Origin of the sequence: Labrenzia sp. CP4, assembly GCF_001579905.1 — a bacterium.
Taxonomy (GTDB): Bacteria; Pseudomonadota; Alphaproteobacteria; order Rhizobiales; family Stappiaceae; genus Roseibium; species Roseibium algicola.
This window is the reverse complement of record NZ_CP011927.1, coordinates 4,615,245-4,641,530: the sequence shown is the minus strand read 5'-3', so window position 1 is coordinate 4,641,530 and position 26,286 is coordinate 4,615,245. Positions and strand designations below refer to the sequence as shown.

At 60.4% G+C, this 26,286-nt stretch carries 25 protein-coding genes and 1 tRNA gene; 22 read left to right on the top strand and 4 right to left on the bottom strand.

Annotated elements, in window-relative coordinates:
- Positions 1 to 8 precede the first annotated feature (8 nt).
- The 7 genes from ACP90_RS21300 to ACP90_RS21270 all read left to right on the top strand — a co-directional run bounded on the left by ACP90_RS21300 (position 9) and on the right by ACP90_RS21270 (position 7,935).
- Positions 9 to 815, top strand: coding sequence for an SDR family oxidoreductase (locus ACP90_RS21300; protein ID WP_062489909.1), 807 nt, complete (start codon positions 9 to 11; stop codon positions 813 to 815).
- A 66-nt stretch (positions 816 to 881) separates the two neighbouring features.
- The gene (locus ACP90_RS21295) at positions 882 to 2,180 is read left to right on the top strand and encodes a Xaa-Pro peptidase family protein (protein WP_006933717.1); all 1,299 of its coding nucleotides are present in this window, start codon (positions 882 to 884) and stop codon (positions 2,178 to 2,180) included.
- 54 nt (positions 2,181 to 2,234) lie between these two features.
- Complete coding sequence (locus ACP90_RS21290; protein WP_062489907.1) at positions 2,235 to 3,230, top strand: thiamine pyrophosphate-dependent dehydrogenase E1 component subunit alpha; 996 nt, start codon at positions 2,235 to 2,237, stop codon at positions 3,228 to 3,230.
- A gap of 11 nt (positions 3,231 to 3,241) precedes the next feature.
- Entirely contained in the window at positions 3,242 to 4,240 is a 999-nt protein-coding gene (locus tag ACP90_RS21285) for an alpha-ketoacid dehydrogenase subunit beta (protein WP_062489905.1), read from the top strand.
- Positions 4,230 to 5,573 (top strand): biotin/lipoyl-containing protein, encoded by a 1,344-nt coding sequence (locus tag ACP90_RS21280; protein ID WP_062489903.1) that lies wholly within the window; start codon positions 4,230 to 4,232, stop codon positions 5,571 to 5,573. The genes ACP90_RS21285 and ACP90_RS21280 overlap by 11 nt, the downstream gene beginning before the upstream one ends.
- Before the next feature lie 16 nt (positions 5,574 to 5,589).
- Positions 5,590 to 7,020, top strand: coding sequence for an NAD-dependent succinate-semialdehyde dehydrogenase (locus ACP90_RS21275; RefSeq protein WP_062489901.1), 1,431 nt, complete (start codon positions 5,590 to 5,592; stop codon positions 7,018 to 7,020).
- Between the two features lie 9 nt (positions 7,021 to 7,029).
- Positions 7,030 to 7,935, top strand: coding sequence for a 2-oxo acid dehydrogenase subunit E2 (locus ACP90_RS21270; RefSeq protein ID WP_062489900.1), 906 nt, complete (start codon positions 7,030 to 7,032; stop codon positions 7,933 to 7,935).
- Between the two features lie 266 nt (positions 7,936 to 8,201).
- Here the strand turns inward: ACP90_RS21270 and ACP90_RS21260 are convergent, their stop codons facing one another.
- A complete protein-coding gene (locus tag ACP90_RS21260; RefSeq protein ID WP_062489896.1) occupies positions 8,202 to 8,840 on the bottom strand; it encodes a TetR/AcrR family transcriptional regulator in 639 nt (212 codons plus the stop codon).
- A 145-nt stretch (positions 8,841 to 8,985) separates the two neighbouring features.
- Here ACP90_RS21260 and ACP90_RS21255 point away from each other — a divergent pair, with 145 nt between their 5' ends.
- The 6 genes from ACP90_RS21255 to ACP90_RS21230 all read left to right on the top strand — a co-directional run bounded on the left by ACP90_RS21255 (position 8,986) and on the right by ACP90_RS21230 (position 15,763).
- Complete coding sequence (locus tag ACP90_RS21255) at positions 8,986 to 9,819, top strand: xanthine dehydrogenase family protein subunit M (RefSeq protein ID WP_062489895.1); 834 nt, start codon at positions 8,986 to 8,988, stop codon at positions 9,817 to 9,819.
- Complete coding sequence (locus ACP90_RS21250) at positions 9,816 to 10,316, top strand: (2Fe-2S)-binding protein (RefSeq protein ID WP_062489893.1); 501 nt, start codon at positions 9,816 to 9,818, stop codon at positions 10,314 to 10,316. The genes ACP90_RS21255 and ACP90_RS21250 overlap by 4 nt, the downstream gene beginning before the upstream one ends.
- Positions 10,313 to 12,694: a xanthine dehydrogenase family protein molybdopterin-binding subunit gene (locus tag ACP90_RS21245; RefSeq protein ID WP_055658238.1), complete on the top strand. Its 2,382-nt coding sequence runs from the start codon at positions 10,313 to 10,315 to the stop codon at positions 12,692 to 12,694. The genes ACP90_RS21250 and ACP90_RS21245 overlap by 4 nt, the downstream gene beginning before the upstream one ends.
- 48 nt (positions 12,695 to 12,742) lie before the next feature.
- Complete coding sequence (locus ACP90_RS21240; protein WP_023001700.1) at positions 12,743 to 13,798, top strand: C4-dicarboxylate TRAP transporter substrate-binding protein; 1,056 nt, start codon at positions 12,743 to 12,745, stop codon at positions 13,796 to 13,798.
- 76 nt (positions 13,799 to 13,874) lie between these two features.
- Positions 13,875 to 14,438 carry a TRAP transporter small permease gene (locus tag ACP90_RS21235; protein WP_062489891.1) on the top strand — a complete coding sequence of 188 codons (564 nt, stop codon included), beginning with the start codon at positions 13,875 to 13,877 and terminating at the stop codon, positions 14,436 to 14,438.
- A complete protein-coding gene (locus tag ACP90_RS21230) occupies positions 14,435 to 15,763 on the top strand; it encodes a TRAP transporter large permease (RefSeq protein WP_062489890.1) in 1,329 nt (442 codons plus the stop codon). Before ACP90_RS21235 ends, ACP90_RS21230 begins: the two co-directional genes overlap by 4 nt.
- A 151-nt stretch (positions 15,764 to 15,914) precedes the next feature.
- Here the strand turns inward: ACP90_RS21230 and ACP90_RS21225 are convergent, their stop codons facing one another.
- Positions 15,915 to 16,814 carry a LysR family transcriptional regulator gene (locus ACP90_RS21225; protein ID WP_062489888.1) on the bottom strand — a complete coding sequence of 300 codons (900 nt, stop codon included), beginning with the start codon at positions 16,812 to 16,814 and terminating at the stop codon, positions 15,915 to 15,917.
- A 179-nt stretch (positions 16,815 to 16,993) separates the two neighbouring features.
- Between ACP90_RS21225 and ACP90_RS21220 the strand changes: the two genes are divergently transcribed.
- From ACP90_RS21220 to ACP90_RS21200, 5 genes are read left to right on the top strand one after another with little or no spacing between them, the layout of a single operon-like run.
- Positions 16,994 to 18,004 carry a hydroxyacid dehydrogenase gene (locus ACP90_RS21220; protein WP_062489886.1) on the top strand — a complete coding sequence of 337 codons (1,011 nt, stop codon included), beginning with the start codon at positions 16,994 to 16,996 and terminating at the stop codon, positions 18,002 to 18,004.
- Positions 18,005 to 18,006: 2 nt separating this feature from the next.
- The gene (locus ACP90_RS21215) at positions 18,007 to 18,687 is read left to right on the top strand and encodes an RraA family protein (protein ID WP_173017421.1); all 681 of its coding nucleotides are present in this window, start codon (positions 18,007 to 18,009) and stop codon (positions 18,685 to 18,687) included.
- A 26-nt stretch (positions 18,688 to 18,713) separates the two neighbouring features.
- Complete coding sequence (locus ACP90_RS21210; protein ID WP_062489884.1) at positions 18,714 to 19,667, top strand: tripartite tricarboxylate transporter substrate binding protein; 954 nt, start codon at positions 18,714 to 18,716, stop codon at positions 19,665 to 19,667.
- 59 nt (positions 19,668 to 19,726) lie between these two features.
- On the top strand, positions 19,727 to 20,188 hold the full coding sequence (locus ACP90_RS21205) for a tripartite tricarboxylate transporter TctB family protein (protein WP_023014641.1): 462 nt from the start codon (positions 19,727 to 19,729) through the stop codon (positions 20,186 to 20,188).
- Positions 20,189 to 20,193: 5 nt separating this feature from the next.
- Positions 20,194 to 21,702, top strand: coding sequence for a tripartite tricarboxylate transporter permease (locus ACP90_RS21200; RefSeq protein ID WP_023001692.1), 1,509 nt, complete (start codon positions 20,194 to 20,196; stop codon positions 21,700 to 21,702).
- A 192-nt stretch (positions 21,703 to 21,894) separates the two neighbouring features.
- Here the strand turns inward: ACP90_RS21200 and ACP90_RS21195 are convergent, their stop codons facing one another.
- Positions 21,895 to 22,797, bottom strand: coding sequence for a LysR family transcriptional regulator (locus tag ACP90_RS21195; protein WP_062489883.1), 903 nt, complete (start codon positions 22,795 to 22,797; stop codon positions 21,895 to 21,897).
- 111 nt (positions 22,798 to 22,908) lie between these two features.
- Here ACP90_RS21195 and ACP90_RS21190 point away from each other — a divergent pair, with 111 nt between their 5' ends.
- Both ACP90_RS21190 and ACP90_RS21185 read left to right on the top strand, forming a co-directional pair.
- Positions 22,909 to 23,661 carry a glucose 1-dehydrogenase gene (locus tag ACP90_RS21190; protein WP_062491849.1) on the top strand — a complete coding sequence of 251 codons (753 nt, stop codon included), beginning with the start codon at positions 22,909 to 22,911 and terminating at the stop codon, positions 23,659 to 23,661.
- A 91-nt stretch (positions 23,662 to 23,752) separates the two neighbouring features.
- On the top strand, positions 23,753 to 24,361 hold the full coding sequence (locus tag ACP90_RS21185; RefSeq protein WP_062489881.1) for an NAD(P)-binding domain-containing protein: 609 nt from the start codon (positions 23,753 to 23,755) through the stop codon (positions 24,359 to 24,361).
- Positions 24,362 to 24,524: 163 nt separating this feature from the next.
- On the opposite strand, the gene ACP90_RS21180 is transcribed toward ACP90_RS21185, so the two are convergent.
- Positions 24,525 to 24,614 (bottom strand) — tRNA-Ser (locus ACP90_RS21180).
- A 633-nt stretch (positions 24,615 to 25,247) separates the two neighbouring features.
- Between ACP90_RS21180 and ACP90_RS21175 the strand changes: the two genes are divergently transcribed.
- Entirely contained in the window at positions 25,248 to 25,847 is a 600-nt protein-coding gene (locus tag ACP90_RS21175; RefSeq protein WP_023014642.1) for a 50S ribosomal protein L21, read from the top strand.
- A gap of 50 nt (positions 25,848 to 25,897) precedes the next feature.
- On the top strand, positions 25,898 to 26,167 hold the full coding sequence (rpmA, locus tag ACP90_RS21170) for a 50S ribosomal protein L27 (RefSeq protein ID WP_006933726.1): 270 nt from the start codon (positions 25,898 to 25,900) through the stop codon (positions 26,165 to 26,167).
- Positions 26,168 to 26,286: the final 119 nt, after the last annotated feature.

Below are 26,286 nucleotides of genomic sequence, written 5' to 3'. Positions count from 1 at the left end.
AGGAATTCATGGACCCCAATCGGCTCAAGGGAAAAAACGTTCTGATTACCGGTGCCGCACGCGGCATGGGCGCAACCAACGCCGAGCATTTTGCAGCTCAGGGCGCCAACATCTGTCTTGGTGATCTGGACTTCGACGAGGCCCAGGCCGTCGCGGAGCGGATCAATGCGGCCGGTAACGGCAAGGCGGTTGCGGTCAAGATGGACGTGACCCGCCGCGAGGACAATGCCGCGGCGGTGGCGGCAACTGTCGAAGCCTTCGGCAGCATCAATGTGGGCCTCTTCAACGCCGGCCTCAACAAGCCCCGTTTCTTCATGGATATCGATGAGGACAACTGGGATCTCATCATGGGCGTCAACACCAAGGCAATGTGGCTGGGCATGCAGGAAACCGCCCGGCAGATGATTGCGCAAGGGCCACAGGATTTTCCCTACAAGCTGATCAATGTCGGCTCCATCGCCTCGCGCAAGCCGCTGGTGGATGTGACCGTCTATTGCGCGTCCAAATACGGCTGCCTGGCTCTGACCCATTGCGGGGCCGTTGCGCTCGGCGAACACAACATCACCGTCAACGGCTATGCCCCCGGCGTGGTGGTGACACCGCTTTGGGAACAGCTCGACAAGGATCTTGTCGAAATCGGCTTCAAGGAACGGGCAGGACAAGCCTACGAAGACATCGCCAACAACGAACTGGTGATCAAGCGTGTCTCCTATCCGGATGACATCAAGGGCACCGCGTCGTTTCTCGCCAGCCCCGACAGCGATTACATGACCGGCCAGATGATCCACATAGATGGCGGCTGGTGCATCCAGTAACACTCTGAAAAACAATATTCTTTTTCACATGACGGATGTGCGCAGGTGCATCCGAAGGAGAGAGCCATGTCTCGCGCACTGTTACCCAACCTCCTGACGCCGCAGGATCTCGAACCGCATTGGCGCTGGGAGGGGCGTTTGCCTGCCTGGGGGCACACATCCGTCGATTTCGAACGCCGTATCGACCATGATCGGCTGCGGCGGTATCGCCTTGCCAGAACACGGGAGGCGCTGAAGGCCTCTCCCGCCGGTACGCTGCTGCTATTTGACGTCAACAACATCCGCTACGTCTCGGCCACCAAGATCGGCGAATGGGAGCGGGACAAGATGTGCCGCTTCTGCCTGCTGACGGGCGATGATGCCCCTTACGTGTGGGACTTCGGTTCAGCCGCCGTCCACCACAAGAAGTTCTCCGACTGGCTGGTGCCGGATCATTGCCGGGCAGGTGTGGTCGGCATGCGCGGCACCATTCCGCCGGAATTCGGCCTGATGCGCAAATATGCCCGCGAAATTGCCGGGCTGATCCGGGACGCCGGCATGGCGGACATGCCAGTCGGTGTCGACTATGCCGAAACCGCCATGTTCCATGCGCTGCAGGCAGAGGGACTTAACGTGGTGGACGGTCAGCAGATCATGCTGGCGGCGCGCGAGATCAAGAACTGGGACGAGATCCAGCTTCTGACGCAGGCGGCTTCCATGGTCGATGGCGTCTATCACATGATCTACGAGGAACTGAAGCCGGGCGTGCGCGAGAACGACATTGTCGCCCTGTCCAACAAGATGCTCTACGAGATGGGATCGGATGATGTCGAGGCGATCAACGCCATTTCCGGCGAGCGCTGCAATCCGCATCCGCACAATTTCACCGACCGCTATTTCCGTCCGGGCGATCAGGCGTTCTTCGACATCCTGCAGTCCTATCAGGGCTATCGGACCTGCTACTACCGCACCTTCAACATCGGCCGGGCAACCCCGGCGCAGCGTGATGCCTACGTCAAGGCGCGCGAATGGATCGATGCCTCCATCGCCATGATCAAGCCCGGCGTTTCCACCGACAAGGTGGCGGAAGTCTGGCCCAAGGCGGAGGAGTTCGGCTTCCCCAACGAGGAGACAGCCTTCGGTCTGCAATTCGGCCACGGCCTGGGTCTTGCGCTGCACGAACGGCCGATCATCTCGCGTGCGGTCTCGCTCGACCATCCGATGGAAATCAAGACGGGCATGGTGTTCGCGCTGGAAACCTACTGCCCGGCCGCCGATGGCTATTCCGCCGCCCGGATCGAGGAGGAAGTCGTGGTGACGGATACGGGCGTCGAGGTGATCAGCCTGTTCCCGGCCGAAGAACTTCCGATCGCCAACCGGTACTGACCTGCCCATCGTGCCCGGCCGCGCGGCGGCCGGGCCCAGTCAAGAGACAACAAGATGAGCGCTGCGAAGAAAAAGAAACACAACACGGAAGAGTATCTGCGCATGTACACGCAGATGGTGCGGATCCGTGCCTTCGAGGACAACGCCAACCAGCTTTACCTGTCGGCCAAGATGCCGGGTCTGACCCACATGTATTCCGGTCAGGAAGCCGTGGCCGTCGGCATCTGCGAAGCGCTGACGCCCGAAGACAAGGTCACGTCGACGCACAGGGGGCACGGTCACTGTGTCGCCAAGGGCGCGCATTTCAAGGAAATGTTCTGCGAGCTTTTGGGCAAGGAAGAGGGCTATTGCCGGGGCAAGGGCGGGTCGATGCATATCGCCGATCAGGCCAACGGCAACCTTGGCGCCAACGCCATTGTCGGCGGCTCCATGGGCATTGCCACCGGATCGGCACTCACCGCCAAGCGTCTGGGCACCGGGCACGTCACCGTGTGTTTCTTCGGAGATGGCGCGACGGCACAGGGGCTCTGGTACGAGGTCATGAACATGGCCGCGCTCTGGAAGCTCCCTGTCATCTACGCCTGCGAGAACAACGGTTACAGCGAATACACCAAGACCGAGGAAATCGCGGCCGGTTCGCTGACTGCCCGAGCGGAAGCCTTCGGCATCGAGAGCTTCAAGGTCGATGGCCAGGATGTGCTGGCCGTGAACAAGCTGGCGGGAGAGCTCGCCGCCAGATGCCGAAAGGGCGAAGGCCCGTTCTTCATCGAACTCGACACCTATCGCTATCACGGCCACCACGTCGGCGACATCAACCGCGACTACTACCGCGCCAAGGATGAAGAGACGGAGTGGAAGTCTGCGCGCGACCCGATCACCAACTTCGGCAACTGGCTGATCGACCAGAAGATCATGACCGCCGACGAACTGGTGGCCATCGACAATGAAATCTCCGCCGATGCGGAAGCTGCCGTCAAATATGCGCTCGACGCGAAATATCCGGATGTGCGGGAAGTGGACATGCATGTCTACGCCGACACGGCCGCCTGAGGAGGGACGCCATGACACGTGAAATCACCCTGTCCAGGGCCGTCAACGAGGCCATCGCGGAAGAAATGCGCCGGGATCCGTCGATCATTCTCCTGGGCGAAGACGTCGCGGAGGCCGGAACGCCGTTCAAGGTGCTGTCCGGCCTGGTGGAGGAGTTCGGAACGGACAGGATCATCGACACGCCGATATCCGAACCCGGCTTCATGGGCATAGCCGTTGGTGCGGCGATGACCGGACTGAGGCCGATCGTCGACCTGATGTTCGGCGACTTTCTCTATCTGGTCATGGATCAGCTCTGCAATCAGGCCGCCAAGACCCACTATATGTCCGGCGGCAAGCTGAACGTGCCGCTGGTCCTGCGGACCAACATGGGGGCAACCCGCCGCTCGGCCGCCCAGCACAGCCAGTCGCTGCAAGCGCTTGTCGCCCACATTCCGGGGCTCAAGGTCGCCATGCCGTCTTCGGCTTACGAGGCCAAGGGCCTGATGAAGACGGCAATCCGGGACAACAATCCGGTGGTCATCTTCGAAGACAAGCTGATGTACAACGACAAGGCCCCGGTGCCGGAGGAAGAATACCTGATCCCCTTCGGTCAGGCGCACATCAAGCGCGAGGGTCGGGACGTCACGCTGGTGGCGACCTCTTCCATGGTGCAGGTGGCCGAGGAAGCAGCGGAAACGTTGTCGCGCGAGGGCATCAGCGCGGAGATAATCGACCCGCGCACGATCGTGCCGCTGGATGAGGAAACCATCCTGCGTTCAGTCCGCAAGACGTCGCGCGCCATCGTCATCGACGAAGGCCACCAGAGCTACGGCGTGACGGCGGAAATCGCAGCGCGGATCAGCGAGAAAGCTTTCTACCACCTCGACGCGCCGGTCATCCGCATGGGCGCCATGGACGTGCCGGTGCCGTTTTCGCCCGCTCTTGAAGACATCACCGTGCCGAATGCCGCAAGAGTTGCCGACAACGCGCGCATGATCTGCCGCGGGGAGCTGGTCCATGCCGCATGAGGTGATCATGCCCGCGCTCGGCATGGCCCAGGACAGCGGCCAGTTGCTGGCCTGGCACAAGAAACCGGGAGAGGCGGTCGCCGCTGGCGATGTGCTTTTCGAGGTGGAAACCGACAAGGCTGCCATGGAAGTGGAGGCGCAGAAGGAAGGCTATCTGACCGACGTCTCCGTGGAAGCAGGCAGCGATGTTCCGGTTGGACAGGTGATCGCGATGATCTCTGAAACCCCGGAAGGGGCTGGAAAAACAGGCAATGCGCCTTCACCGGAGAAGACCGCCGATACGGCAGAACCCGCACCGGGCGGCATGGAGGCCGGGGAGGATGAGCTTCCGGACGGACATCAGGTGATCATGCCGACACTCGGCATGGCTCAGGACACGGGCCTTCTGGTTGCCTGGTGCAAACAGCCCGGAGAAGCCGTTGCGGCTGACGACATTCTCTTCGAAGTGGAAACGGACAAGAGCTCGGTTGAGGTCAATGCCGGCCGCGACGGTTTCGTGGCCGCGCTTCTGGCGGAAGCGGGAGAGGAAGTGCCTGTCGGCCAGGCGATCGCGGTGATTTCGGCGCAAAAACCGGACAAGGCAGTGTCGCGAAAGGCGGCTGGAGCACGAACTTCTGCAGCCGATGAAACAGCGCCGGAGCAGCAGGAAAAGACGGAACCTGCCAACACGCCTGCACCTTCTCCTGAAAAACGGGTGGCGGCCAAGACAGCGCCCGGGGTGGCCGGGAGAGTTCTTGCGTCCCCCAAGGCACGGCGATTTGCGCAGGAACAAGGGCTGGACCTGCAGCATCTGGCCGGTGCCGGCCACCCCCAGCCGTTTCACGTCAAGGATCTGGAGACCCTCAAGACCCTGCGCGCGGAAACGCCGGCGGCAAGTGCCACGGCGCAGCGCTTCGAACTCAGGGCAGAGGTATCGGGTACCGGATTTGCAGACTTCGTGGCCTGGGCGAAGGACAACGGCGGGCAAGCCGATCAGGCAGCTCTGCTAGCCGGATTTGCGGCTGCCAGTTTCGGGAACTTTCCCGCCAAAGTCCGCGTTGAGAATATGTGGCAGTCGCAAGCCTACTCCGCTGCTTCGCTATGGCTTGGTCAGGTCAAACCGGCGGACGATGATCAAGAAGTGGATCTGCTGGTGCGTGACCTGAGAGCAAGCCGCATCTCGGCGCTTCAGCTTGATGCAGGCAAATGCCCTGTCATCAGTATCCTGCGGCAGGGGGAGGATCTCGCTCTCGTGCTGGAATGGACCGGTGACCGAGTGACCACGCCTCAGGCGATCGACCTGCTTTCCAATTTTGCGGGTCGGATGGAGCAACCGCTTCGCCACCTGCTTTGAACCGATGGGGACCATTATGGACCATACCGATCTTTACATTAACGGCGCCTGGTGCACGGGAGCGAGCGGCGAAAGGTTCGACGTTCTGAACCCGGCAACCGAAGGGGTGCTTGCCTCCGTTGCCTCCGCAGATATCAAGGACGCGGAAGCCGCGCTGGATGCCGCAGAAGCCGCGATGGCAAAATGGGCCGCCAAAACGCCGCGCGAACGTTCGGAAGTGCTGCGCAAGGCGTGGGAATTGATGACGGCGCGGCTGGAAGACTTTGCCCGCATGATCACGCTGGAAAACGGCAAGGCGCGCAGTGACGCCATGGGCGAGGCGACTTATGCCGCCGAATTTTTCCGCTGGTTTGCCGAAGAAGCCGTACGCGCCGACGGCCTCATCACCCATGCGCCTGCCTCTGGCGCGCGCATCATCGTGCAGCACAAGCCTGCTGGACTTGCGGTTCTGGTCACGCCCTGGAACTATCCGGCAGCCATGGGCACCCGCAAGATCGCTCCGGCTCTGGCCGCCGGCTGCGGGGTTATCATCAAACCGGCCTCCGAAACGCCGCTGACCATGCTGGCGCTCATGCCCCTATTGGAAGAAGCCGGCGTTCCGGCTGGCCTTGTCAATGTGCTGCCTTCCAGACGCACCGGCGCGCTTGTCGATCACATGCTGCACGACCCGCGCGTGCGCGTCGTCTCCTTCACCGGATCCACGGCGGTTGGCCGCAAGCTGCTGCATTCTGCGGCTGATCAGGTCCTCAAGCCGGCGATGGAACTTGGCGGCAACGCGCCGCTGATCGTCTTTGACGATGCCGACCTCGAAGAAGCAGTGCAGGGCACGATGCTGGCCAAGATGCGCAATCTCGGTGAAGCCTGCACCGCTGCCAACCGGATCTATGTACACGAAGCCGTTGCCGACGACTTTACGCGCCGTCTCGTCGAGGCCATGAAAAAACTGAAGGTCGGAGACGGATCTGACCCGGACGTGGATGTCGGCCCGCTGGTCAATGCGGAAACCCGCGACAAGGTTGCGGATTTCGTTCGCGATGCCGTTGAGAAGGGGGCGAAGATCGAAGTCGGTGGCGACCTGCCGGGGGGAAAGGGCTTTTTCTATCCGCCCACGGTTCTGTCGGGTGTGCCCGAGACGGCCGACTGCGTGCACGACGAAATCTTCGGGCCCGTCGCCGCCCTCCAGACCTTCACCGATCAGGACGACGTGATCCGCAGGGCCAACGACACGGAATACGGTCTGGTTGCCTATGTCTTCACGAAGGACATGAAACGCGGCCTGCAGGTCTGCGAGAAGCTGGACTACGGCATGGTCGGCTTCAACCGCGGCCTCGTCTCCGATCCGGCGGCTCCCTTCGGCGGCACCAAGCAGTCCGGCCTTGGCCGTGAAGGCGGTCATGAAGGCATGCTGGAGTTCATGGAAACCCAGTATATTTCGGCAAGCTGGTAGGAGGTGGAGATGTCCGACGTGATCGCACCGCCTTCGGTCAGGGCGCTGGCCCGGCAGAAGGGCATAGACATAGAGAAACTCGCGCGCGACATCGGACGCACGTCCATCGCCCGCGAGGATGTGGAAGGCGAAGGCGATACTGGGATGTCGCCTTCGGTCTCAGCTTCTCCAGTTGAAACAGGAGACCGCGGGTACTGGGACGTCGACCACGCGCTTTCCGGCCCCATAACGGAAGAACCGGTTTCAAGGTTCGCGCAGGTTGCCGCACAGAACATGGCCGCGGCCCAGCGGCTCATTCCTGCTGTCACGCATCATGACCGCGCGGAGATGACCGCCATTGAAGCCCTGCGCAAGGAATTGCGATCGGAAGCCGGCGAGCGCGGCGTGAAGCTGACGGCGCTGGCCTTCCATGCCAAAGCCTTGTCGAAGGCCTTGCGGGAGTTCCCGAAGTTCAACGCTTCTCTCAGCTCGGACGGCAAGACGCTGTTCCTGAAGGACTACGTGCACCTTGGCATCGCGGTCGACACCGCCCACGGCCTGATGGTGCCGGTGATCCGGGACGTTGACCGGAAAGGCCTCTGGCAGATCGCGGCAGAAATCGCCGACCTTGCCTCCAGAGCACAGGAGCGCAAGGTGCGCCCTGATGAAATGGGCGGCGCGTCCATGACCATCACCAACCTCGGCGGGATCGGCGGCACCGCCTTCACCCCCATCGTCAATCCGCCCGAAGTTGCCATTCTCGGCATCACCCGCACGGAAGTAGCCCCCGTCTGGGATGGGGAGACTTTCCAACCCGTCCAGATGGTGCCCCTCGACCTCAGCTACGACCACAGGGTCATCAACGGCGCCGACGCCGCGCGCTTCCTGAGCTATTACGCGGGTCTTTTGAAAGAGCCTCGGCGGATGTTGATCTGACGCGTTGTTTGTGGATTTACCTCACTGCAAGATTGAGGTTCCCGGAATGTGTGTAGCTGCCTGGGAGCTTGTGGACGCTTTGCGGTCCTTGAAAAACCTGAGGAATAGCCGGAACGACGTTATCTCTGTTCTCCACGAAGTTACCGAAATCGGGTTTCCGATTGTCCAGCTGCGCTTCGAACAGGATTGGAGCCTTGCCTCGCGTGTGCCTCTCCGGGGGTGGTGAATGAGCCGCTTGAACAGCGGACAACCTCTTCAGCACCAGCTCAAGGGCAGGGACTGATTCCGAACGACAGCAGGAAACGGTCGATCGCTCTTGATATGGCCTCGGACGGATCGTCCGGGCAGGGGGTTCGGTAGATGTGCTGTCGGATGCCGATGTAGACGATGCCGCCGTGCAGGTTCCAGATATCTTCCATGACCGGTGAGACGCCGGAACTGGCCTCGTGCTCGATCTCGCCCAGGAGCGGCAGCAGGATGACGTCACCCAGATGTTTGAGATAGCGGCGGTTGAGTTCTGCGCCATAAAGGCCGGAAAACATGAAAATCCGCATCCACTCGTACTGGAAGATGAGTGTGCTGTATTCGGTGTAGAAATCGAGCAGGCGACGACGCAGCGGCACTTCCCGGTCGGTCAGCCGTTCCGGCCAGTCGGGAGAAAGACGCCCGAGGTACACCTTTTCGTAGACCGCCTCTATGAGGTCGTCCTTGGTGGCGAAATAGTTGAAAAGCAGCGATTGCGTGACGCCGATACGCTTGGCGAGATCGCGGGTGTTGCCGTCAAGGCCGACCTCGGCGAAGAAGGCGACGGCACCTTCAACGATCTGCTGGCGGCGTTCGGAAGGGGGCAGCCTGCGACGGCTGGAAGTGTCCCCCGTTTCGGCGACATCGGTCATTCCATTCATGTTCCTTTTCCTGCCTCCCTCATACGGCACGCAATAATCTACTTGCAATCTTCCGATTTTTATAGATCATCTGATCAATAAAGTTGAGCAGATGCTCAATAAGCGATGCTGGAGGGCGTCGCGATGACATCGGGAGGGAGACGCCATGAAGGCATCGGCGGGCGGTTATGCCCGGGCATCCAGTTTGCGCAACGCGCTGGAAATGCTGGCCGCGAGCGACGGCAACGGCCGCGTGCTTGCAGGTGGCCAGAGCCTGGTTGCGGCCTTGAACCTGCGTCTCTCCGCAGGCGACGTCCTAATCGACATTTCCCGCCTGAGCGAGCTTTCCCGGGTAACCGAAACGCAGGATGGTCTGCGGATAGGTGCGCTGACTTCGCATGCGGAGATTGGTCGCAACCCGCTGATCCGGCAGTCTGCTCCGCTTCTTTCACAGGCAGTGGAATTCATCGCCCATGCTGCGATCCGCAACCGCGGCACCATAGGTGGTGCGCTGGCTCATGCCGATCCGGCTGCGGAGTTTCCAGCCTGCGTTCTGGCCCTTGGCGCCACGCTACATGTGGAGGGCCTCAACGGCCCGCGGGACATCCCGGTGGAAGATTTCTTTCAGGACATATTCGAAACGGCCATCGAGGAGGGTGAAATCCTGACCGGCCTCTCGGTCCCGAAGGCAGAGCCCGGCGAAAAGCAGGTCATCGTCGAGGTTGCCAGGAGATCCGGCGACTATGCCCTTGCCGGAGTGTGCCTCGTCAAGCGCGCCGATGGACACCGGCTGTCGCTTTTTTCCGTCGGGCCCAAGCCGGTCCTTGCCGAAGGGGCCATGGCCGCTCTCGACCAGGGCAACATTAATGGCGCCGTTCAGGCTCTGCAGGCGGAAATCGACCCACCGTCGGACACCCAGGCAAGTGCCGCTTACCGCCGCCACCTTGCCGGTGTCCTCTTACGCCGCGCGGCCGCCAGGATCGAGGGAGGAAACGCATGACGGAGATGTTCCGCGACAAGATCGACATCAGCCTGACCGTGAACGGGGAGCCCGTCGAGGCGCGTGTTCCGGCAGGTCAGCATCTCGTTGATTTCCTACGCGGCGAGCTTGGCCTTACCGGCGCCCATGCAAGCTGCGAACACGGTGTCTGCGGTGCCTGTACGCTGAAGGTCGATGGCAAAGCCGTGCGCGGCTGCCTGATGCTGGCCGCCCAGGCGGACGGTGCCGACGTCTGGACAGTGGAAGGCCTGTCGGACCTGGGCACGATAAAGGATCTTCAGGACGTCTTTGTCGAGCGCAATGCGCTCCAGTGCGGCTTCTGCACGCCCGGTATGCTGGTTGCCATTAACGAGCTGCTGGAGGCCGGCGGCATGCCGTCACGCGATCAGATCCGCGAACATCTGTCGGGCAATTACTGCCGCTGCACCGGCTACGAAGCCATCGTGGATGCGGTTGAATCGGTAGCGCGTGTCCGCGCACAGAAGGGGGCCGCATGACCATTCAATTCGGTAATCCGGACCGGCCCAATTCCTATATCGGCAAGACGGTCCCCCGGCCCAATGCCCGGCGTCTGGTCCAGGGGCGCGGCGTCTATGTGGACGACATCGTGCTGCCGCGCATGGTCCATGTCGCTTTTGTGCGTTCGCCCTTCGCGCACGCGAAGATCAACCGTATCGACGCCGAGGATGCAAAATCGGTGAAGGGTGTGCTCCGGGTCTTCACGGGCCAGGACATCGCCGAGGTCTGCAAGCCGTGGGTCGCTGTGCTCGCCCATCTGAAAGGCCTGAAATCCCCGCCGGAGCATGCGATTGCCGTTGACCGAGCCTGCTGGGTCGGCGAACCGGTGGCAGCCGTTGTCGCGACCTCTCGCGCTGCTGCCGAGGATGGCGCGGCTCTTGTCGATGTTGACTACGAGCAACTGGACGTCGTCACCGACATGATGACCGCGCTCGATCCTGAAACGCCGGTGCTGCATCCGGATATGGGCGACAACCTCGCCTTCCGGCGCCTGCACGAACAGGGGGACGTGGACGAAACCTTCCGTACCGCGCACAAGGTCGTCTCGGCGCGCTTCGTCACCGGACGGCACACGGGCGTGACGCTGGAGCCGCGCTCGATCCTGGTCGACTGGAACCCGGCCGAGGAACAGATGACCGCCTGGCATGCGACGCAAGCGCCCCACATGATCCAGACAGTTCTGGCCACTCATCTCGACCTGCCGGAAAGCCGGGTCCGTGTCATCTGCGAGGACGTCGGCGGCTCCTACGGCATCAAGGTGCATGTCTATCCGGACGAAATGGCGACGGCTGCAATCGCCAAGATCATGAAACGGCCGGTGAAATTCATTGCCGACCGGCTGGAAAGTTTCTCCAGCGACATCCACGCCCGCGATCATCAGATTGAGGCGAAGATTGCAGTTGGAGAAGACGGCCGGATCCTCGCCATGGATGTCGATGACTGGACGGCGATCGGCCCATATTCGGTCTATCCGCGCACCTCCGCCATCGAAGGCAACCAGGTGGTGAACCTCTGCGGTGGCCCCTATGACTTCCAGAATTACCGGGCCAGGACCACGGTCGTCTTCCAGAACAAGACGCCGACCTGCCAGTACCGGGCAGTCGGCCATCCGATCGCGGTCGCGATCACCGAAGGGCTGGTGGATATGGCGGCCGCCGAAATCGGCATGGACCCGGTCGAGATCCGCCGGCGCAACATGTTCAGGGATGATGCCTATCCGGTGACGTCTCCCGCGAACATGCGCTTCGAGGGGCTGTCGCATCACGCCTCCATGGACAAGCTTCTGGAGCTGATGGATTACGACGGCTTGCGAGCCGAACAGGCAGAGCTCCGCAAGAAGGGCATTTACAGGGGCATCGGTATTGCAAGCTTCATCGAGCTGACCAATCCCTCGCCCTTCATGTACGGTATCGGCGGCGCGCGCATTTCGGCACAAGACGGTTGCACGGTGCGGATGGATCCGGACGGATCGATCGTTGCGCTGTCCGGCGTAACCGAACAGGGACAGGGCACCGAGGCGATGCTGAGCCAAGTGGTTGCCGAGGGGCTTGGCGTGTCACCTGCGCGTGTACGCGTCATTACCGGTGATACACAAGTGACGCCCTATGGTGGCGGCACCTGGGCGTCGCGCGGGGCTGGTATCGGCGGCGAGGCTGCGCTGCAGGCGGCGCGGGCGCTTCGCGATTCCATCCTTGAGGTGGCCGCTTCCATGCTCCAGGCCGATCAGGCGCAGCTCGACATCCGCGACGGCGCTGTGGTCGACAGCACCTCGGGCGAAGCCCGCATGCCGCTCGAGGAGCTCGGCCGGATCGTCTACTTCCGCGGCGACACATTGCCGAAGGGCCTGCCGCGGGAACTCGTCCAGACACGGCACTTCATCACGTCCGAATATCCCTTTGCCTTCACCAACGGCGTCCAGGCCTCCTACCTCGAGGTCGATACGGAGACCGGCATCGTGAAGCTGCTGAAGCATTGGTGCGTCGAGGATTGCGGGCGAGTGATCAATCCGCTTCTCGTGGACGAGCAGATCCGGGGTGGCATCGTTCAGGGACTCGGTGGAGCGCTCTTTGAGGAAATCCACTACGACGCGGAAGGCCAGCTCCTGAACGGCTCGATGGCAGACTACCTCGTGCCGATGGCAGCTGAAATGCCCGACATGATCATCGGTCACGTTGAAACGCCGACGGGGGAGAGTTTGCTCGGGGCCAAGGGCGCGGGCGAGGCGGGCACTGCCGGGTCTCCGGCCGCCGTCATGAATGCGATCAACGACGCCCTGCGGCCCATGGGCGCGCAAGTGACAGAAATGCCGTTCACGCCTGAACGGATCGTGAGAGCACTTGGAACCTTGAATGACTGAACCAGAGGAGCCTGGGAGGATAAGGCTCCGAATGCAGGGAGGAAAATCATGAAGTTCGTAACATTGGCAACCGCAACGGCCATGCTGGCCAGTTCTGCCGGCCTCGCCGCCGCGCAACAGGCGATCACGGTCAACATCGGTTCGTCGCATCCGGAACAGAACATCTGGGTCTATGCGATGAAGAACACCTTCCAGCCGGAAGTGAACCGGATCCTGGAAGCCGCCGGCGAATACAAGGTCGACTGGGTGGAGTCCTATGCCGGCACGCTCTACAAATTCACCGACACGCGTGAAGCCGTCATGGACGGCATCGTCGATGTGGGCATGGTCGGCACCGTCTGGGAAGGTGCGAACATGCCGCTCCAGAACGTGACCTATTTCACGCCGTTTGCCACGGAAGACCACAAGATGATCATCGAGATCTTCGATGATCTTTCGGCAAACCTGCCGGAGCTGCGTGACAGCTGGGCGGAAAACGGCATGGTTCATCTGTCATCGCTCATCACCGACAGCTACGACATCTATGCCACCTTCCCGGTCAACTCCATGAAGGATCTTGAAAACCGCAAGCTCAACGCCCCGGGAACCTCGGCCAACTGGTTGCGCGGAACGGGGGCAACGCCGGTCGATGGTGCACTGACGACCTACTACACCAACATCCAGACCGGCGTGACCGAAGGTACGCTGTCCTTCGCGTCGGGCATTCTGCCGACCCGCGTCTATGAAGTCGCGCCTGAACTCACCCGCGTGGGCATCGGCTCGATGTATTTCGGCGGCATCGCGGCCAACAAGGACTTCTTCGACGGTCTGCCGGAACCGGTCCAGGCCGCCTTCCGGGAAGCAGCAAAGGCAACTTCCGCGGCACACGGTCAATATGTCGAGGATCTTGCCACGCGAGCACTCAAGGAAATGCAGGAAGCGGGTCTGACGATCCACGAACTGCCGGAAGCAGAAAAAACCGCCTGGGTGAACGGACTGCCGAATATTGTGGAACCGTGGCTGGAACAGACCGGCGATGCCGGCCGTGTCGTGCTGAAGGCCTATTTCGACGCCCTGCGCGCACGTGGTGCGGAACCGCTGAGGTCCTGGGACGAAGGGCTCTGAGAGCGGCCTTGCCTCACACCTCTCCCGCCCGGCATCTTGTCCGGGCGGGTTTATTGAGAGCGAACTGGACGTAACGATGACGGATGAGACCAGAACCGAGGCCGACGACGCCTATGTCCCGGCTTTCTCGGGAGCGCCTTTCGGCGCAATGCTCGGCGGCACGGCCGCCATCATGTCATCGGTCGGTACACTTTCCATCGGCGCGCTCATGATACTGATCGTCGCCGATGTCCTTGGTCGAAATTTCTTCAACGCGCCGATTACCGGCGTTGCGGAAATCGCTGCGCGCACCGTTGTTGCCATCGTCTTCCTGCAGGTTGCCGCTGCCATTTTGCAAAAGCGCCTGACCCGGGCCGATTTTCTCGTCCGGCGTCTTGAAAGCGTGTCGCCGAAAGGTGTCTGCCTGATTGAGGCCCTGTTCTCCCTCTGCGGCGTCATCGTGTTCGGTCTCATTCTCTGGGCTTCCTGGCCGAAATTCGCCAGTGCCTGGGCGACGTCCGAATTTTTCGGCGTCCAGGGCGTCTTCACCATTCCGACCTGGCCCTTCCGGGGCATAACGGTCCTGGGCTCGGCGGTGGCTGTTCTGGCCGCGTTCTACCGGGCTCACACAGAAATTCGCATGTTCCGGAGCTTTTCATGACGACGTTGACCATTGGCTTCCTGCTTGTCGGCGCGTTGATCGTTCTGGTTCTGCTCGGCATGCAAATAGCCTATGCGCTGTTCCTGGTGGCCTTTGCCGGGATCTGGATCATCCGCAATAACATCGACCTTGCCTTCAGGATGCTGGAGCTGACCGTCTACAGCGGCATTGCCGATTATCTGTTTGCGACCATTCCCCTCTTCGTCCTGATGGGGCTGCTTGTGAGCGTTTCCAACGTCGGGCGGGACACCTTCGAAGTTGCAGAGGAACTGCTGCGCCGGGTCATCTGCGGTCTCGGGGTCGCGACTGTCGCGGCCAACACGATCTTCGCTGCGGTCACCGGCGTTTCCATTGCCTCGGCGGCGGTATTCACGCGCGTCGCAGTCCCTGAAATGGAGCGTCACGGGTATCGCCCGGCCTTTGCTGCCGGTACCGTCGCGGGCTCATCGGTACTCGGTATGCTGATCCCGCCGAGCTTGCTCCTCATTATTTACGGGGTTCTGGCAGAAGTCTCCATCGGTGGCATGTTCATCGCCGGCATCGTGCCGGGGCTGATGCTTGCCGGTGGCTTCGTGACAATGCTCGTTGCCGTCACCGTCCTGTTCCCGGGTTTCGTTCTCACCGATCCGGCTGCTGCGAAGGAACGCCGTCGCGACAGCGCCATCGAACCGATGCCGCTTGGCCGGATGATCGCCAAGCTGGTGCCGATCATCCTGCTCGTGGTTCTGGTGCTCGGCGGACTTTATTCGGGATATTTCACACCAACAGAGGCGGGCGGTGTCGGCGCCTTCGGTGCGCTGCTGGTTGCGCTTTCACGCCGTTCCCTCAACCGCCATAACCTGTGGCGGGTGATGAAGCAGACCGGCGTGATCTCGGTATCGATCCTGCTGCTGCTTATCGCTGCCAGTTACTATTCGCGCATGTTGTCGATCGCCGGCCTTCCCAACGCCATTGCAAGCCTCGTCAACGAAACCGGCCTCGGCCCGATGGGCTTCATGGTTCTGTGCTCGGCGCTCATTCTCGTCATGGGCATGATCCTCGACAGCACGTCGATCCTCCTGATCATGGTACCGATCGCAGCGCCCATCGCGCAGCACATGGGCATAGATCTCAGCCAGTTCGGCATCGTCATCGTGATCGCCGTTGAAATCGGCCTCCTGACGCCACCCTTCGGCATCTCGGTCTTCACGGTGCACAATACGCTCAACGATCCGGACGTTTCCGTCGAACAGATCTTCGCAGGCACGATGCCATTCATCGCGGTCATGCTGCTGGTTTTGCTGCTCGTTATTCTTCTGCCCGGCATTGCCACCTTGTTCTTGTGATAGAGAAAACAACGCGACGATATTCCGTTCGTCCAGGCAACGCCTTCTTTCGTGGCCCCGAGACCGAACGACCTCGCTGGTAACAGCCATTTTGACAAGACACATCTATGAGGTGGCGCAGCCTACCAGCTGGTGATCCTCCGGAGGATGGTCAAGACACGTCCTCTATTCTGCTTACGCCATGCGGGGCGCAAAGCTCGGCAAGTACCGTGTGGATACGCGCGATGATTTCAGCCCGCGGCGATACGATCCGCTCCACGATGCCGATTTGCCTTGTCACTTGCGGATTGCCGAAAGGGAGTTTTGTCAGCCGCTGGTGATCCGGCTCCTGCAAGGCGACATGCGGTACAACGGAAACTCCCATGCCTTGCCGTACACATGTGACGATGGATCCGATCGTGTCGATCTCGGCAATGTCGTTGGTTGCGATCCCCATGCGAGAGATCTCCGTGTCGATAAGGTTGGCAAGCGGCACGGCGCTGCGAAATCGAATGAACGGACAGGTGGCAAGCAGGTCGGCGGGGTCGGTGGATTTTGTGTCCTCCGGTGCGATCAGCCAGAGCGGCTCACGAAGAAAGGGGCTCCAGCGCAAGGCGGGCGGAATGCCGACATGCTCTGCAACCACTGCAGCATCGAGCCGACCGGAAGCCACATCGGCAATCAGGGTTGAAGACAGTGAAACTCTCAGATTGGTTTTCAGATCGGGATACTGGTTTCGCATCTGGACAATGGCTCTCGGCAGCAGATTGAGTGCACTGGAACGAACAGAGCCCAGCATGAGGGTGCCGGCGAGCTTGTCTCCCCGCAGATTTGCCTTGGTATCGTCTTCGAGACGTAACATCTCCTGAGCCATTTCAAGGACCTGAAGCCCCTGCGAGGTCAACTTTGGAGGGCGGGACGACCGTTCGAACAGGGAGATGTTCAGTTCGACTTCCAGCGCCTGGATCTGTTGACTGACTGCCGATGGCGTCAGGTTTACGATCTCCGCCGCCTTGGTGAAGGTGCCATGGGTTGCGATAGCGACCAGGGTCTTGAGTTGACGGGTGTCCATACCTTCATCCAGTTTTTCTTAATATAAGAACCAGATTAATTCGCTTTTGTTAAGTCATTCTATCCGTTACCCAAGATGGCGGAGGAATTCAACCGTGCAAGCTGGGAGGCGGACGCGGTCACTCATCCCCTATCAAAGAACAATCACTTTCCGCTTGCGGAGAGCAGAGAGACGTACGCATGAGCAAGAAAATCCTTGTGACCGGCCCCGACCTCGACCCAAGTGCTGTCGCGCTTGTGAAAGACCACGGATACGAAACCGTTCATACTCCGGCCTATGCAGACAGTGATGTGATCTCCACGCTTCTGGTCGAGACCGGGGCGGAAGGGATCGTCTCGCGGATGGGCCGACTGGATGCCGACGTCCTTGAAAAGGCTCCAAAGCTGCGCGTCATTTCAAAGCATGGTGTTGGCGTCGACAACATCGATCTCCAGGCAGCCGCATCCCGCGGCATTCCGGTACTTGTTGCAACGGGCGCGAATGCAGTTTCAGTCGCCGAACATGCGATTGCACTCATGCTTGCCACCGTGAAGCGCATCCTGCCGCTTGACGCAGGGCTTCGTGCCGGCCGCTGGGAAAAGGCAGGTTTTCTTGGCCGCGAGCTGGCAGGAAGCCGACTGGGCTTGTTGGGGATGGGGTCTATTGCACAGGCGACAGGCCGAATTGCCAAGGGCATTGGCCTGAACCTGATCGGCTACGATCCCTATGCCGACAACGACGTATTCGAAAGACTGGGCGTAAAACGCTGCAGCTCGCTCGAAGAGCTGCTGGAACAATCCGATGTCCTCAGCCTTCATTGTCCGCTGACCGATCAGACACGCCAGATCCTGAACGCCGAAGCCATCGCGCGCATGCCGGAAGGCAGCTACGTGATCAACACGGCACGTGGTGGGCTGATTGACGAAGACGCGCTGCTCGCTGCAATTCAATCAGGTCATCTTGCAGGCGCGGGACTTGACACCTTTGCCGTGGAACCACCCCAGGCGAACCATCCGTTCTTCAGTGAAAACCGCATCATTGTCACTCCGCATATCGGCGGCGTCACGCGCGAAGCCGGTGCACGTGTCGGAGTGGAGGCCGTGCGCGGCATCTTCCAGGTTCTGGATGGCCAGCCTGTCGCCCGCGAACGCATAGCAAATCGTGCACTTCTGGCCGACGCCGGTGCCATGTACGCCAAAGCAGGAGAATGAACATGTCGGTTGGCTTTCGTATTTGCAGCCGAAAACAAGCTGCGCCGCTGGAACTCGTTGCTGAATTTGCCAAGCTTCCGGTTGCCAATGTCTCCGACTGCATGGGACGCCTCGCAGCCGCCGGTCCGCGCCTGCGGCCGATGCATGCCTCCGGCGGCCTGGCCGGCGTGGCGCTGACCGTCAAGAGCCGTCCGGGTGACAACCTGATGCTGCACAAGGCGATCGACCTGGCCAAACCCGGTGATGTGATCGTTGTCGATGCCGGTGGGGATCTTTCCAATGCCCTCATGGGTGAGCTGATGCTTGCCTACGCCGTCAAGCGAGGGGTTGCGGGCTTCGTCTTGAATGGCGCAATCCGCGATGTCGATGCCTTTCTCAAGACCAACCTGCCGACCTTCGCAGCGGGGGTAACCCATCGCGGCCCTTACAAGGACGGCCCGGGTGAAATCAATGTTCCGATCAGTCTGGACGGAATGGTGATCGAGCCAGGTGACATCGTGCTGGGCGATTCCGATGGCGTGCTCGCGGTTCCCCTGGATGGGGCCGAGAAAATTCTTCGTCAGACCCTGGCGAAACAGGATGCCGAAGAACGGCAGATGAAGGCAATCGCTGAAGGCAAGAACGATCGCAGCTGGGTGGACGCAGCCCTCAAGGAACGCGGTTGCGAATTTCCGGATTACTGAACAGTCTCAACAAAGGGAGGAGACAAATGCTTACTTACCTGAAGGCTTCTGCAATTGCAGGTGCGCTGGTTATGGTCGCTGGGGCTGCCATGGCCGACTATCCCGAAAAACCCATCGAGGTCATTGTCGGATATTCCGCAGGCGGCGGCACGGACGTTATGGCTCGCACCGCTGCACCGTTCATCGAAAAATACCTGGGCGAAGGGGCAAGCCTCGTCGTCAAGAACATGCCGGGTGCAAGTGGGCAGATCGGCATTACGGAAACGGCGAGATCTTCTCCGGATGGCTACACGCTCGGCACCTTCAACCTTCCGGGCATGATGGCGCGCACGATTGATCGTGAAGCGGAATATGATGCCGACAGCTTCACCTATCTCGCCAATGTGGTGAACGATCCCAACGTGATCGTCACCTCCAAGGCGAGCGGTCTCGACACGCTCGACAAGCTGATCGCGGAAGCCAAGGCCAATCCCGGGGCCATCACCGTCGGGATGTCCAGCCTCGGAGGCGATGATCACTTCGCGCTGATCAAGCTTGAAGGCCTGACCGAAACCGAGTTCACCATCGTACCGTTTAAGGGCTCCGCCCCGGCGCGAACCGCACTCATGGGCGGACACGTGGCGATGGGGATCCTCAACATTTCCGAGGTGGCCGAGTTTCAGGAAGAACTGAATGTACTTGGCGTTGCGACGCCGGAGCGCTCTGACTTTGCGCCAGACCTGCCAACCTTCAAGGAGCAGGGGCTGGACCTGATAAACGGATCCATGCGGGGGTTCGTTGCGCCTGCCGGCCTGCCTGAGGATGTACAGGCAAAGCTTCTTGCCGCATTCGAACAGCTTGCTTCTGATCCGGAGTTCCTCAAAGCCATGAAGGAAACCGCAAATCCGGTCGAGGTGGTAACCGGGGACGATTTCAAGGCATTGACCGAGGATCTGCATACCCTTGCAAAGCAGGTCTGGGATACGACTCCCTGGAACTGATGCGCGTTGCGCGGGGCACGCCCCCGCGCGGCCTCTCTTACTCAGATAAAGCCAGTGCCATGTCCGACCATCGTACACACCGCCTTCTCCGGCCCGAGACACTGACCGCTCTTGGCATCGCCGCGGCCGCGTTTGCTTTTCTCTACCCGACCTCGACATTGAGGCCGATATCTGCCCTGCTGCCAGCCGTGATGCTGGTCGGGCTGATCATCCTCTCGCTACTGCTTCTGATCGCCGATCAACGCAAGGCGTCGGCTGGTGAAGAAACCGAGCCCATGAGCAAGTCACCCGGCCGGGTTGCAGGTGCCTTTCTGCTGATCCTTGGCTACGCATTGGCCACCGACCTGATCGGCTTTTACCCGAGCACAGCCATAACCATTCCGCTCGTTGCCTGGCTCTTCGGCTATCGCAACCCACTTGGACTTGCAGTGGCAACCCTGGTCGTTGTCGGAGCCATCTGGCTGATCTTCGATTACGGAATGTCGCAAGACTTTCCGGCAGGACGCCTCTGGCAGGAGTGATCTCAATGTACTCCGATCTTCTCAGCGCACTTCCCGAAGTTTTCGGGCTGGCCAACTTTGCCGCTGTCGTCATCGGCGTGATTGCGGGCATCGTTGTCGGTGCAATGCCCGGCCTGAGCGCCACAATGGCCATCTCCGTGCTTGTGCCATTCACGTTCGGTCTCGAACCTCTGGTCGCGCTCGGTCTGATGGCCGGCATCTACAACGGTGCAATGTATGGCGGTGCCATCCCCGCAGTTCTTCTGCGCATTCCCGGCACCCCGGCAGCCGTTGCCACAACGTTCGACGGTTATCCGATGGCGCAAAAGGGCGAGGGCGGATTTGCGCTGCAAGTGGCCGTCGTCTCATCTTCGATCGGCGGCATCGCAAGTGCCTTTGCCCTGATGCTGCTCGCGCCTCCGCTCTCCAAGGTCACGCTCCTGTTTGGCCCTTCGGAAGTGTTCTGGGTTGCCGTGTTCGGCCTTGCCAGCATCATCTTCCTGCTGGGAGGCAACCCGGTAAAAGGGCTGATCAGCGCCTGTTTTGGTGTCTTCGTCTCAGTGGTGGGTTCGGACCCGATCTATGGAAATGATCGCTACACTTTCGGACAGCTGGAGCTTCTGGACGGCGTCAATATCGTCATTCTGCTCGTCGGCCTCTACGCGCTGCCTCCGGTCATCGATCTGCTCGAAACGCCTTTGAAAACGGACGGCGTCAACAGTTCCAAACTGGGAACGGAGCCGATCTGGCGTGCTCTGCCTCGCATGTACCGCTTCTGGAAGACATGGATCCGTTCATCAATCATCGGGATCTGGATCGGAATTCTTCCGGGAGCCGGCGGTTCGATGGCTGCTTTCATGTCCTATAACGAAGCTCGCCGGGCCTCGAAAACACCGGATACCTGGGGCAATGGTGAACCCGAAGGCGTTGCGGCCGCGGAAACAGCAAACAATGCCGACACCGCTTCCGCGCTCATCCCGGCCCTGACACTTGGCATCCCGGGAACTGCTGTCGCTGCGGTCATGCTGGGTGGGTTGCTGGTGCATGGTCTGCAGCCGGGGCCCATGCTGTTCCGGGACAATCCGGACGTGGTATTCGGCTTCATGTGGCAGTTCCTGTTCGGCGCGATCCTTCTGGTGCTGCTTGGCGGGGCTCTGGCAACGAACAGTTTTGCGCGCCTTTTGAATCTCCCGCGTCCTCTTCTGGGGTCGGTCATTATCGTCTTGATGCTGATCGGGGTCTATTCGATCCACGGACGGATGTTCGATGTCTATCTGATGCTCGGCTTCGGTGCGATCGGCTGGGTAATGGACAAGCTCAAGTTCCCGCTGCCACCGGTTGTCCTGGGTCTAATCCTGGGTGGGTTTGCCGAGGAAAACCTTCGTCTTGCCTTGCGGATCGGACGTGGCGACTGGCTGGTCCTGTTCTCGAACACGACCAGCCTGGTTCTGGTCGCCCTGACGGTCGCGGTTGTCGTCGGGCCGATGATCAAGCGTCGGTTTCAAGCCGCCAAAAGGGAAGAGGCTACCAACTGACAAGACCTTGAGTGTTTGACGGGAAACATGCCTGAAAAATCAGGACCCCGGTGCAGAGCGATGAGTTCGCATCGGGGTTTTCCGCCGGTTCCATTCCTTTCCGTGAAATCTGTTTGCTTTGGTTTCTCGTGGATCCCCCACATGTGTCTTTCGAAGGACTGAAGCAGTCGCAACATGGGTAGGTTTCGACTGCTATTCGTAGCTCAGTGCATCCTTTGGAAAACAGCGGGCAAGATGGTCGATGAATGATCGGACAGCTGGCGGCAGCCCGCGCCGCGTCGTGAAGACCAGATGCACGATCCCTTTCTGACTTCGCCATTGCGGGAGGACACGCACAAGATCCCCGGTAGCCAGTTCCGCGCTGCAGACGTGGTCGGGCAAAAGCGCTACACCGAGACCCTTCTTCACGGCCGTTCGTGTTGCCGAAAAATCCGCGCAGCCCATCCTGGCCTGCTTTCGAAACGCGCGGGTTTCGCCCATGTCGGTTTCGATGTGCCATTCGATTTCATCCGCGCTATCGCTCGTCGATAGCAAAGGAACTTTGTCCAGGTCATCGACCTCATGAACGGACTGCGCAAGGCTTGGGTTTGCAACCAGAATTCTGATTGAAGTACCGATCGTACGCATTGTCAGCGATGCATCGCTGGTCAACGCCGTGCGCACACGCAAGGCGAGGTCAATGCGTTCCGAGATCAGGTCCAGCGCCCGATCGGCAGCTACCAGTTGTAGCCGTACCTTGGGGTGACGAGACAGGAACTCGCTTATCAGCGGGGCAACAACTTCAACGAGGCCGGTTGGGCATCCGAAGCGGATCAGCCCGTGCGGTTCTGCCCGGGATTCCGCAACCAGGGCATGGGCGTGTTCAGCTTCCGACTGCATGCTGCGGCACCGCTCATAGAATTGCTCCCCGATGTCGGTGACCCGAAACCGCCGGCTTGATCTTTCGATCAGCCTTACGCCCAGGCGCTCTTCCAGCTCCGCTATTCGCCGGCTGAGCTTTGACTTGGGAACGCCGATCGCCCGGCCCGCCGGCGCAAATCCGCGATGCGCCACCACCTCGGCGAAATAAGCCAGGTCATTCAGGTCTTGCTGCATCTATCGTTCTTCCTATGGAACGCTAAGTGTTGAAATTGCCCACTACAGAAACGATCGTTCCATTTGCATCTTCATGTCAACGGCAATCGTGCCGTCAGACAGGAGAATGAAATGACACAGAACTTCGAGAACAAGGTTGTGGTTGTCACCGGCGGGACCAGTGGCATCGGTCTCGCGACGGCAAAAGCATTCGCATCTGCGGGGGCATCCGTCTTCATCACCGGTCGCCGCCAGACAACTCTTGACGAAGCCGTCAAGTCCATTGGCGGGCGAACGACCGGCGTGCAGGGGGATATGTCCGTGCTTGCAGATATCGACCGGCTGTACGACGCGGTCCAGCAGCAGCACAGCCAGATTGATGTACTCTTCGCCAATGCCGGTGGAGGTGAATTTGCCCCGCTCGGCGAGATCAGCGAAGAGCACTATCAAAAGACCTTCGATACCAATGTGAAAGGTGTCCTTTTCACCGTGCAAAAGGCGTTGCCGCTGCTGCGGGACGGAGCCTCGATCATCCTGACGTCGTCGACCACGGGCACCGCGGGGACACCGAACTTCAGTGTCTATTCGGCAACCAAGGCGGCAGTGCGCAATTTCGCCCGCAGCTGGATCCTCGATCTGAAGGACCGCAATATCCGGGTGAACGCCATCAGCCCAGGGCTGACCGAGACCGCCGGCCTCAACGATCTCTTCGGCGGCGGTGAGCAGGCCGAAGGTGTCAAGAACCACATCCTCGGCAATATTCCCTCGGGCCGGATCGGCCGGCCGGAAGACATCAGCAACGCAGTGCTCTTTCTTGCTTCAGAGGCGTCGAGCTTCGTCAACGGCATCGAGCTGTTCGTCGATGGCGGCATGAACCAGATTTAAGTCCGCGGTTGACCAGACGGTCCGGGCCGACAACCGGTTTGGCCGTCTGGCCCACGCGCTCACTTCAATACGCTCTCAAGGAGTCTCTTCGATGGAAATCGGAATTCTGGGCGCAGCGTCGCTCGGGCAGACCCTCGCCAGCCGGCTGGCTGCTGCCGGTCACAACATAGTCCTGGCCAACAGCCGCGGGCCGGAAAGTCTGCGTGATGTCATCACGCGACTTGGAAAAGGGATTACCGCCGGCCATGCGGCGGAGGCCATGAACAAACCGGTCGTTGTCCTGGCCATGCCATGGACGAAACTCAGCGACGTGCTTGCGCCTGATATCAATTGGGACAACCGCGTCCTGATCGACGCGACAAATATCTTCACCAGCTATGCACCGTCGTTCGAGATCGATGATCTGGGGGAAGAGACCGGCAGCGAGATTGTCGCCCGTCTGGCCCCCGGCGCTCGTATCATGAAGGCGTTCAACACTCTTCCTGTCGCCACAATGATCGCGCCTTTACAGGAAGAACGTTTGCGCCGTGTCCTGTTCGTGGCCGGTGACGACGAAGATGCTGTCGCCATCGCACAGCATCTGGTTTCAGACATCCATCTGCACCCGGTGTACATCGGCTCGCTGGCGACAGGGGGGAGGCTAATGGAACTCGGCGGCGCGCTGAGCGGCCTGGAACTCTTCATTGATGGCGGCAGGTGATAAAGCTGACCCGACGACCCACACGTGTGGCACCGATGACGACCCGGTCCTCGAGTAGCCGAAGGCGGTAGCGCAGGAATAGATATGGCGGAGGAGCGAGGACAAGGTCCGAACCCGTAGCCATGCGCTCAAGTAGCCGAAGGCGGTAGCGCAAGGATAGATATGGCGGAGAGAGAGGGATTCGAACCCTCGGTACGGTTACCCGCACAACGGTTTTCGAGACCGTCCCGTTCAACCACTCCGGCACCTCTCCGCGGTACTTGCGATGTACGGGTCTCAAGTGGCGCGGAACATAGACACACTCTGCGCGCCCTGCAAGCCCGGAAATGAGTTCTTTTTTCAGTTTGTGGATTGGTGATGTTTTTGCCCGGTTTGTCGGCTTCCAGGGCGCGAATTGACCGCCTGCAGACGTATTCGCACGACGCGAAAAGCGGTCTGCAGGGAGCTCGGGGAAGGGGAGGAAGGAACGCCATGGAGATTCGGATTGACCCTATGTCGGCTTGCCTCGATAACGGCCGTCAACGCTGATTGGCGTTTCCCTGTTTGCGGGAATCGTGGTGACCACGAGAGAAACCGCCGCGAATGCGAGGGCGCCAGGGAAACGAAAACAAGCGGTTTTGCGGCAGAAAGGCCAGATTTCCGTTTGACAACGAGAACCGGCCGACTATATTGCGCGGGCTCGAAAAGGTTCGCTTTTTCGAGTTATGTTTGTCGTTCAAGGCCTGCCGGGCTTTAAAAGCTTCACGCTCAACCCGACACAAAGACTTGTCAGCCAGGGTCAAGACCTGGAGAGACAGGCGCCTCGGTTCGACCTGAAAAGCAGCCGGTTCGATGGTTTAACAGCCCGTTCCGGTGTGTCAAAAACGAAAAGAAGGACGTGCGAGACATGTTCGCAGTGATCAAGACGGGTGGCAAGCAGTACACTGTTGCCGCCGATGACCTCCTGAAGGTCGAAAAGCTCGATGCCGAAGCCGGCAGCACCGTCACCTTTGAAGAGGTTCTGATGGTCGGCAATGGCACCGACACCACCGTTGGCGCTCCGCTTGTCGAAGGCGCAACCGTGGTTGCCGAAGTGGTCGAACAGGGCCGTAACCGCAAGGTTATCATTTTCAAGAAGCGCCGGCGTCAGAATTCCCGCCGCCGCAACGGCCATCGTCAGGCTTTCACCCTCGTGAAGGTGACCGATATCCTGACCGGTGGTGCAAAGCCGGCCAAGAAGGCAGCGCCGAAGAAGGCAGCGCCGAAGGCTGAAGAAACCGCTGAAGCCGCACCGGCTGCAGCAGAAGGCGCCGACGACCTGAAGAAACTCGATGGCGCCGGTCCGGCAGCTGTGAAGAAGCTGAACGAAGCAGGGATCACCACCTTCGCTCAGATCGCAGCAATGTCCGCTGACGACGTCGCACGCGTTGAAGAAGAAACTGGCCTGAAAGGCAAGTTCGAACGCGGTAATTGGGTTGAGCAGGCCAAGGAACTGGCTGGCAACTAAGCCGCCGCTCCCGAACCTAAAAAGTATTCGAAGAACGAGGAGTTCTAACGATGGCACATAAAAAGGCAGGCGGCTCGTCCCGCAACGGCCGCGACTCAGCTGGCCGCCGTCTCGGCATCAAGAAATTCGGCGGGGAAGCTGTGATTCCCGGCAACATCATCGCGCGTCAGCGCGGCACTACCTGGCACCCGGGCACCGGCGTTGGTATGGGCAAGGACCATACCATCTTCGCAACCGTGGAAGGCAAGGTAGAGTTCCAGGCGAAAGCCAACAAGCGAACCTACATTAACGTGCTCCCGGTAGCGGAAGCAGCGGAGTAAAGCCGACGTGAAGTTTCGAAACGCCGGCGTCCCGTAAGACCCCGGCAATTCGAGACAGGTCAGCAATCCGACCAGTCAAGATCCAAGGGGGAGATGGGGCGCCATCTCTCCCTTGATTT

What these genes read in the sequence shown, in the direction of transcription:
- ACP90_RS21220 (WP_062489886.1), top strand. Translation starts at nt 16,994, where the DNA reads ATGAGCAAGAAAATCCTTGTGACCGGCCCCGACCTCGACCCAAGTGCT.
- ACP90_RS21200 (WP_023001692.1), top strand. Translation starts at nt 20,194, where the DNA reads ATGTACTCCGATCTTCTCAGCGCACTTCCCGAAGTTTTCGGGCTGGCC.
- ACP90_RS21175 (WP_023014642.1), top strand. Translation starts at nt 25,248, where the DNA reads ATGTTCGCAGTGATCAAGACGGGTGGCAAGCAGTACACTGTTGCCGCC.
- ACP90_RS21225 (WP_062489888.1), bottom strand. Translation starts at nt 16,814, where the DNA reads ATGGACACCCGTCAACTCAAGACCCTGGTCGCTATCGCAACCCATGGC.
- ACP90_RS21295 (WP_006933717.1), top strand. Translation starts at nt 882, where the DNA reads ATGTCTCGCGCACTGTTACCCAACCTCCTGACGCCGCAGGATCTCGAA.
- ACP90_RS21210 (WP_062489884.1), top strand. Translation starts at nt 18,714, where the DNA reads ATGCTTACTTACCTGAAGGCTTCTGCAATTGCAGGTGCGCTGGTTATG.
- ACP90_RS21235 (WP_062489891.1), top strand. Translation starts at nt 13,875, where the DNA reads ATGACGGATGAGACCAGAACCGAGGCCGACGACGCCTATGTCCCGGCT.
- ACP90_RS21190 (WP_062491849.1), top strand. Translation starts at nt 22,909, where the DNA reads ATGACACAGAACTTCGAGAACAAGGTTGTGGTTGTCACCGGCGGGACC.
- ACP90_RS21240 (WP_023001700.1), top strand. Translation starts at nt 12,743, where the DNA reads ATGAAGTTCGTAACATTGGCAACCGCAACGGCCATGCTGGCCAGTTCT.
- ACP90_RS21215 (WP_173017421.1), top strand. Translation starts at nt 18,007, where the DNA reads ATGTCGGTTGGCTTTCGTATTTGCAGCCGAAAACAAGCTGCGCCGCTG.
- ACP90_RS21260 (WP_062489896.1), bottom strand. Translation starts at nt 8,840, where the DNA reads ATGAATGGAATGACCGATGTCGCCGAAACGGGGGACACTTCCAGCCGT.
- ACP90_RS21300 (WP_062489909.1), top strand. Translation starts at nt 9, where the DNA reads ATGGACCCCAATCGGCTCAAGGGAAAAAACGTTCTGATTACCGGTGCC.
- ACP90_RS21290 (WP_062489907.1), top strand. Translation starts at nt 2,235, where the DNA reads ATGAGCGCTGCGAAGAAAAAGAAACACAACACGGAAGAGTATCTGCGC.
- ACP90_RS21185 (WP_062489881.1), top strand. Translation starts at nt 23,753, where the DNA reads ATGGAAATCGGAATTCTGGGCGCAGCGTCGCTCGGGCAGACCCTCGCC.
- ACP90_RS21255 (WP_062489895.1), top strand. Translation starts at nt 8,986, where the DNA reads ATGAAGGCATCGGCGGGCGGTTATGCCCGGGCATCCAGTTTGCGCAAC.
- ACP90_RS21285 (WP_062489905.1), top strand. Translation starts at nt 3,242, where the DNA reads ATGACACGTGAAATCACCCTGTCCAGGGCCGTCAACGAGGCCATCGCG.
- ACP90_RS21270 (WP_062489900.1), top strand. Translation starts at nt 7,030, where the DNA reads ATGTCCGACGTGATCGCACCGCCTTCGGTCAGGGCGCTGGCCCGGCAG.
- ACP90_RS21205 (WP_023014641.1), top strand. Translation starts at nt 19,727, where the DNA reads ATGTCCGACCATCGTACACACCGCCTTCTCCGGCCCGAGACACTGACC.
- ACP90_RS21245 (WP_055658238.1), top strand. Translation starts at nt 10,313, where the DNA reads ATGACCATTCAATTCGGTAATCCGGACCGGCCCAATTCCTATATCGGC.
- rpmA (WP_006933726.1), top strand. Translation starts at nt 25,898, where the DNA reads ATGGCACATAAAAAGGCAGGCGGCTCGTCCCGCAACGGCCGCGACTCA.
- ACP90_RS21230 (WP_062489890.1), top strand. Translation starts at nt 14,435, where the DNA reads ATGACGACGTTGACCATTGGCTTCCTGCTTGTCGGCGCGTTGATCGTT.
- ACP90_RS21195 (WP_062489883.1), bottom strand. Translation starts at nt 22,797, where the DNA reads ATGCAGCAAGACCTGAATGACCTGGCTTATTTCGCCGAGGTGGTGGCG.
- ACP90_RS21280 (WP_062489903.1), top strand. Translation starts at nt 4,230, where the DNA reads ATGCCGCATGAGGTGATCATGCCCGCGCTCGGCATGGCCCAGGACAGC.
- ACP90_RS21275 (WP_062489901.1), top strand. Translation starts at nt 5,590, where the DNA reads ATGGACCATACCGATCTTTACATTAACGGCGCCTGGTGCACGGGAGCG.
- ACP90_RS21250 (WP_062489893.1), top strand. Translation starts at nt 9,816, where the DNA reads ATGACGGAGATGTTCCGCGACAAGATCGACATCAGCCTGACCGTGAAC.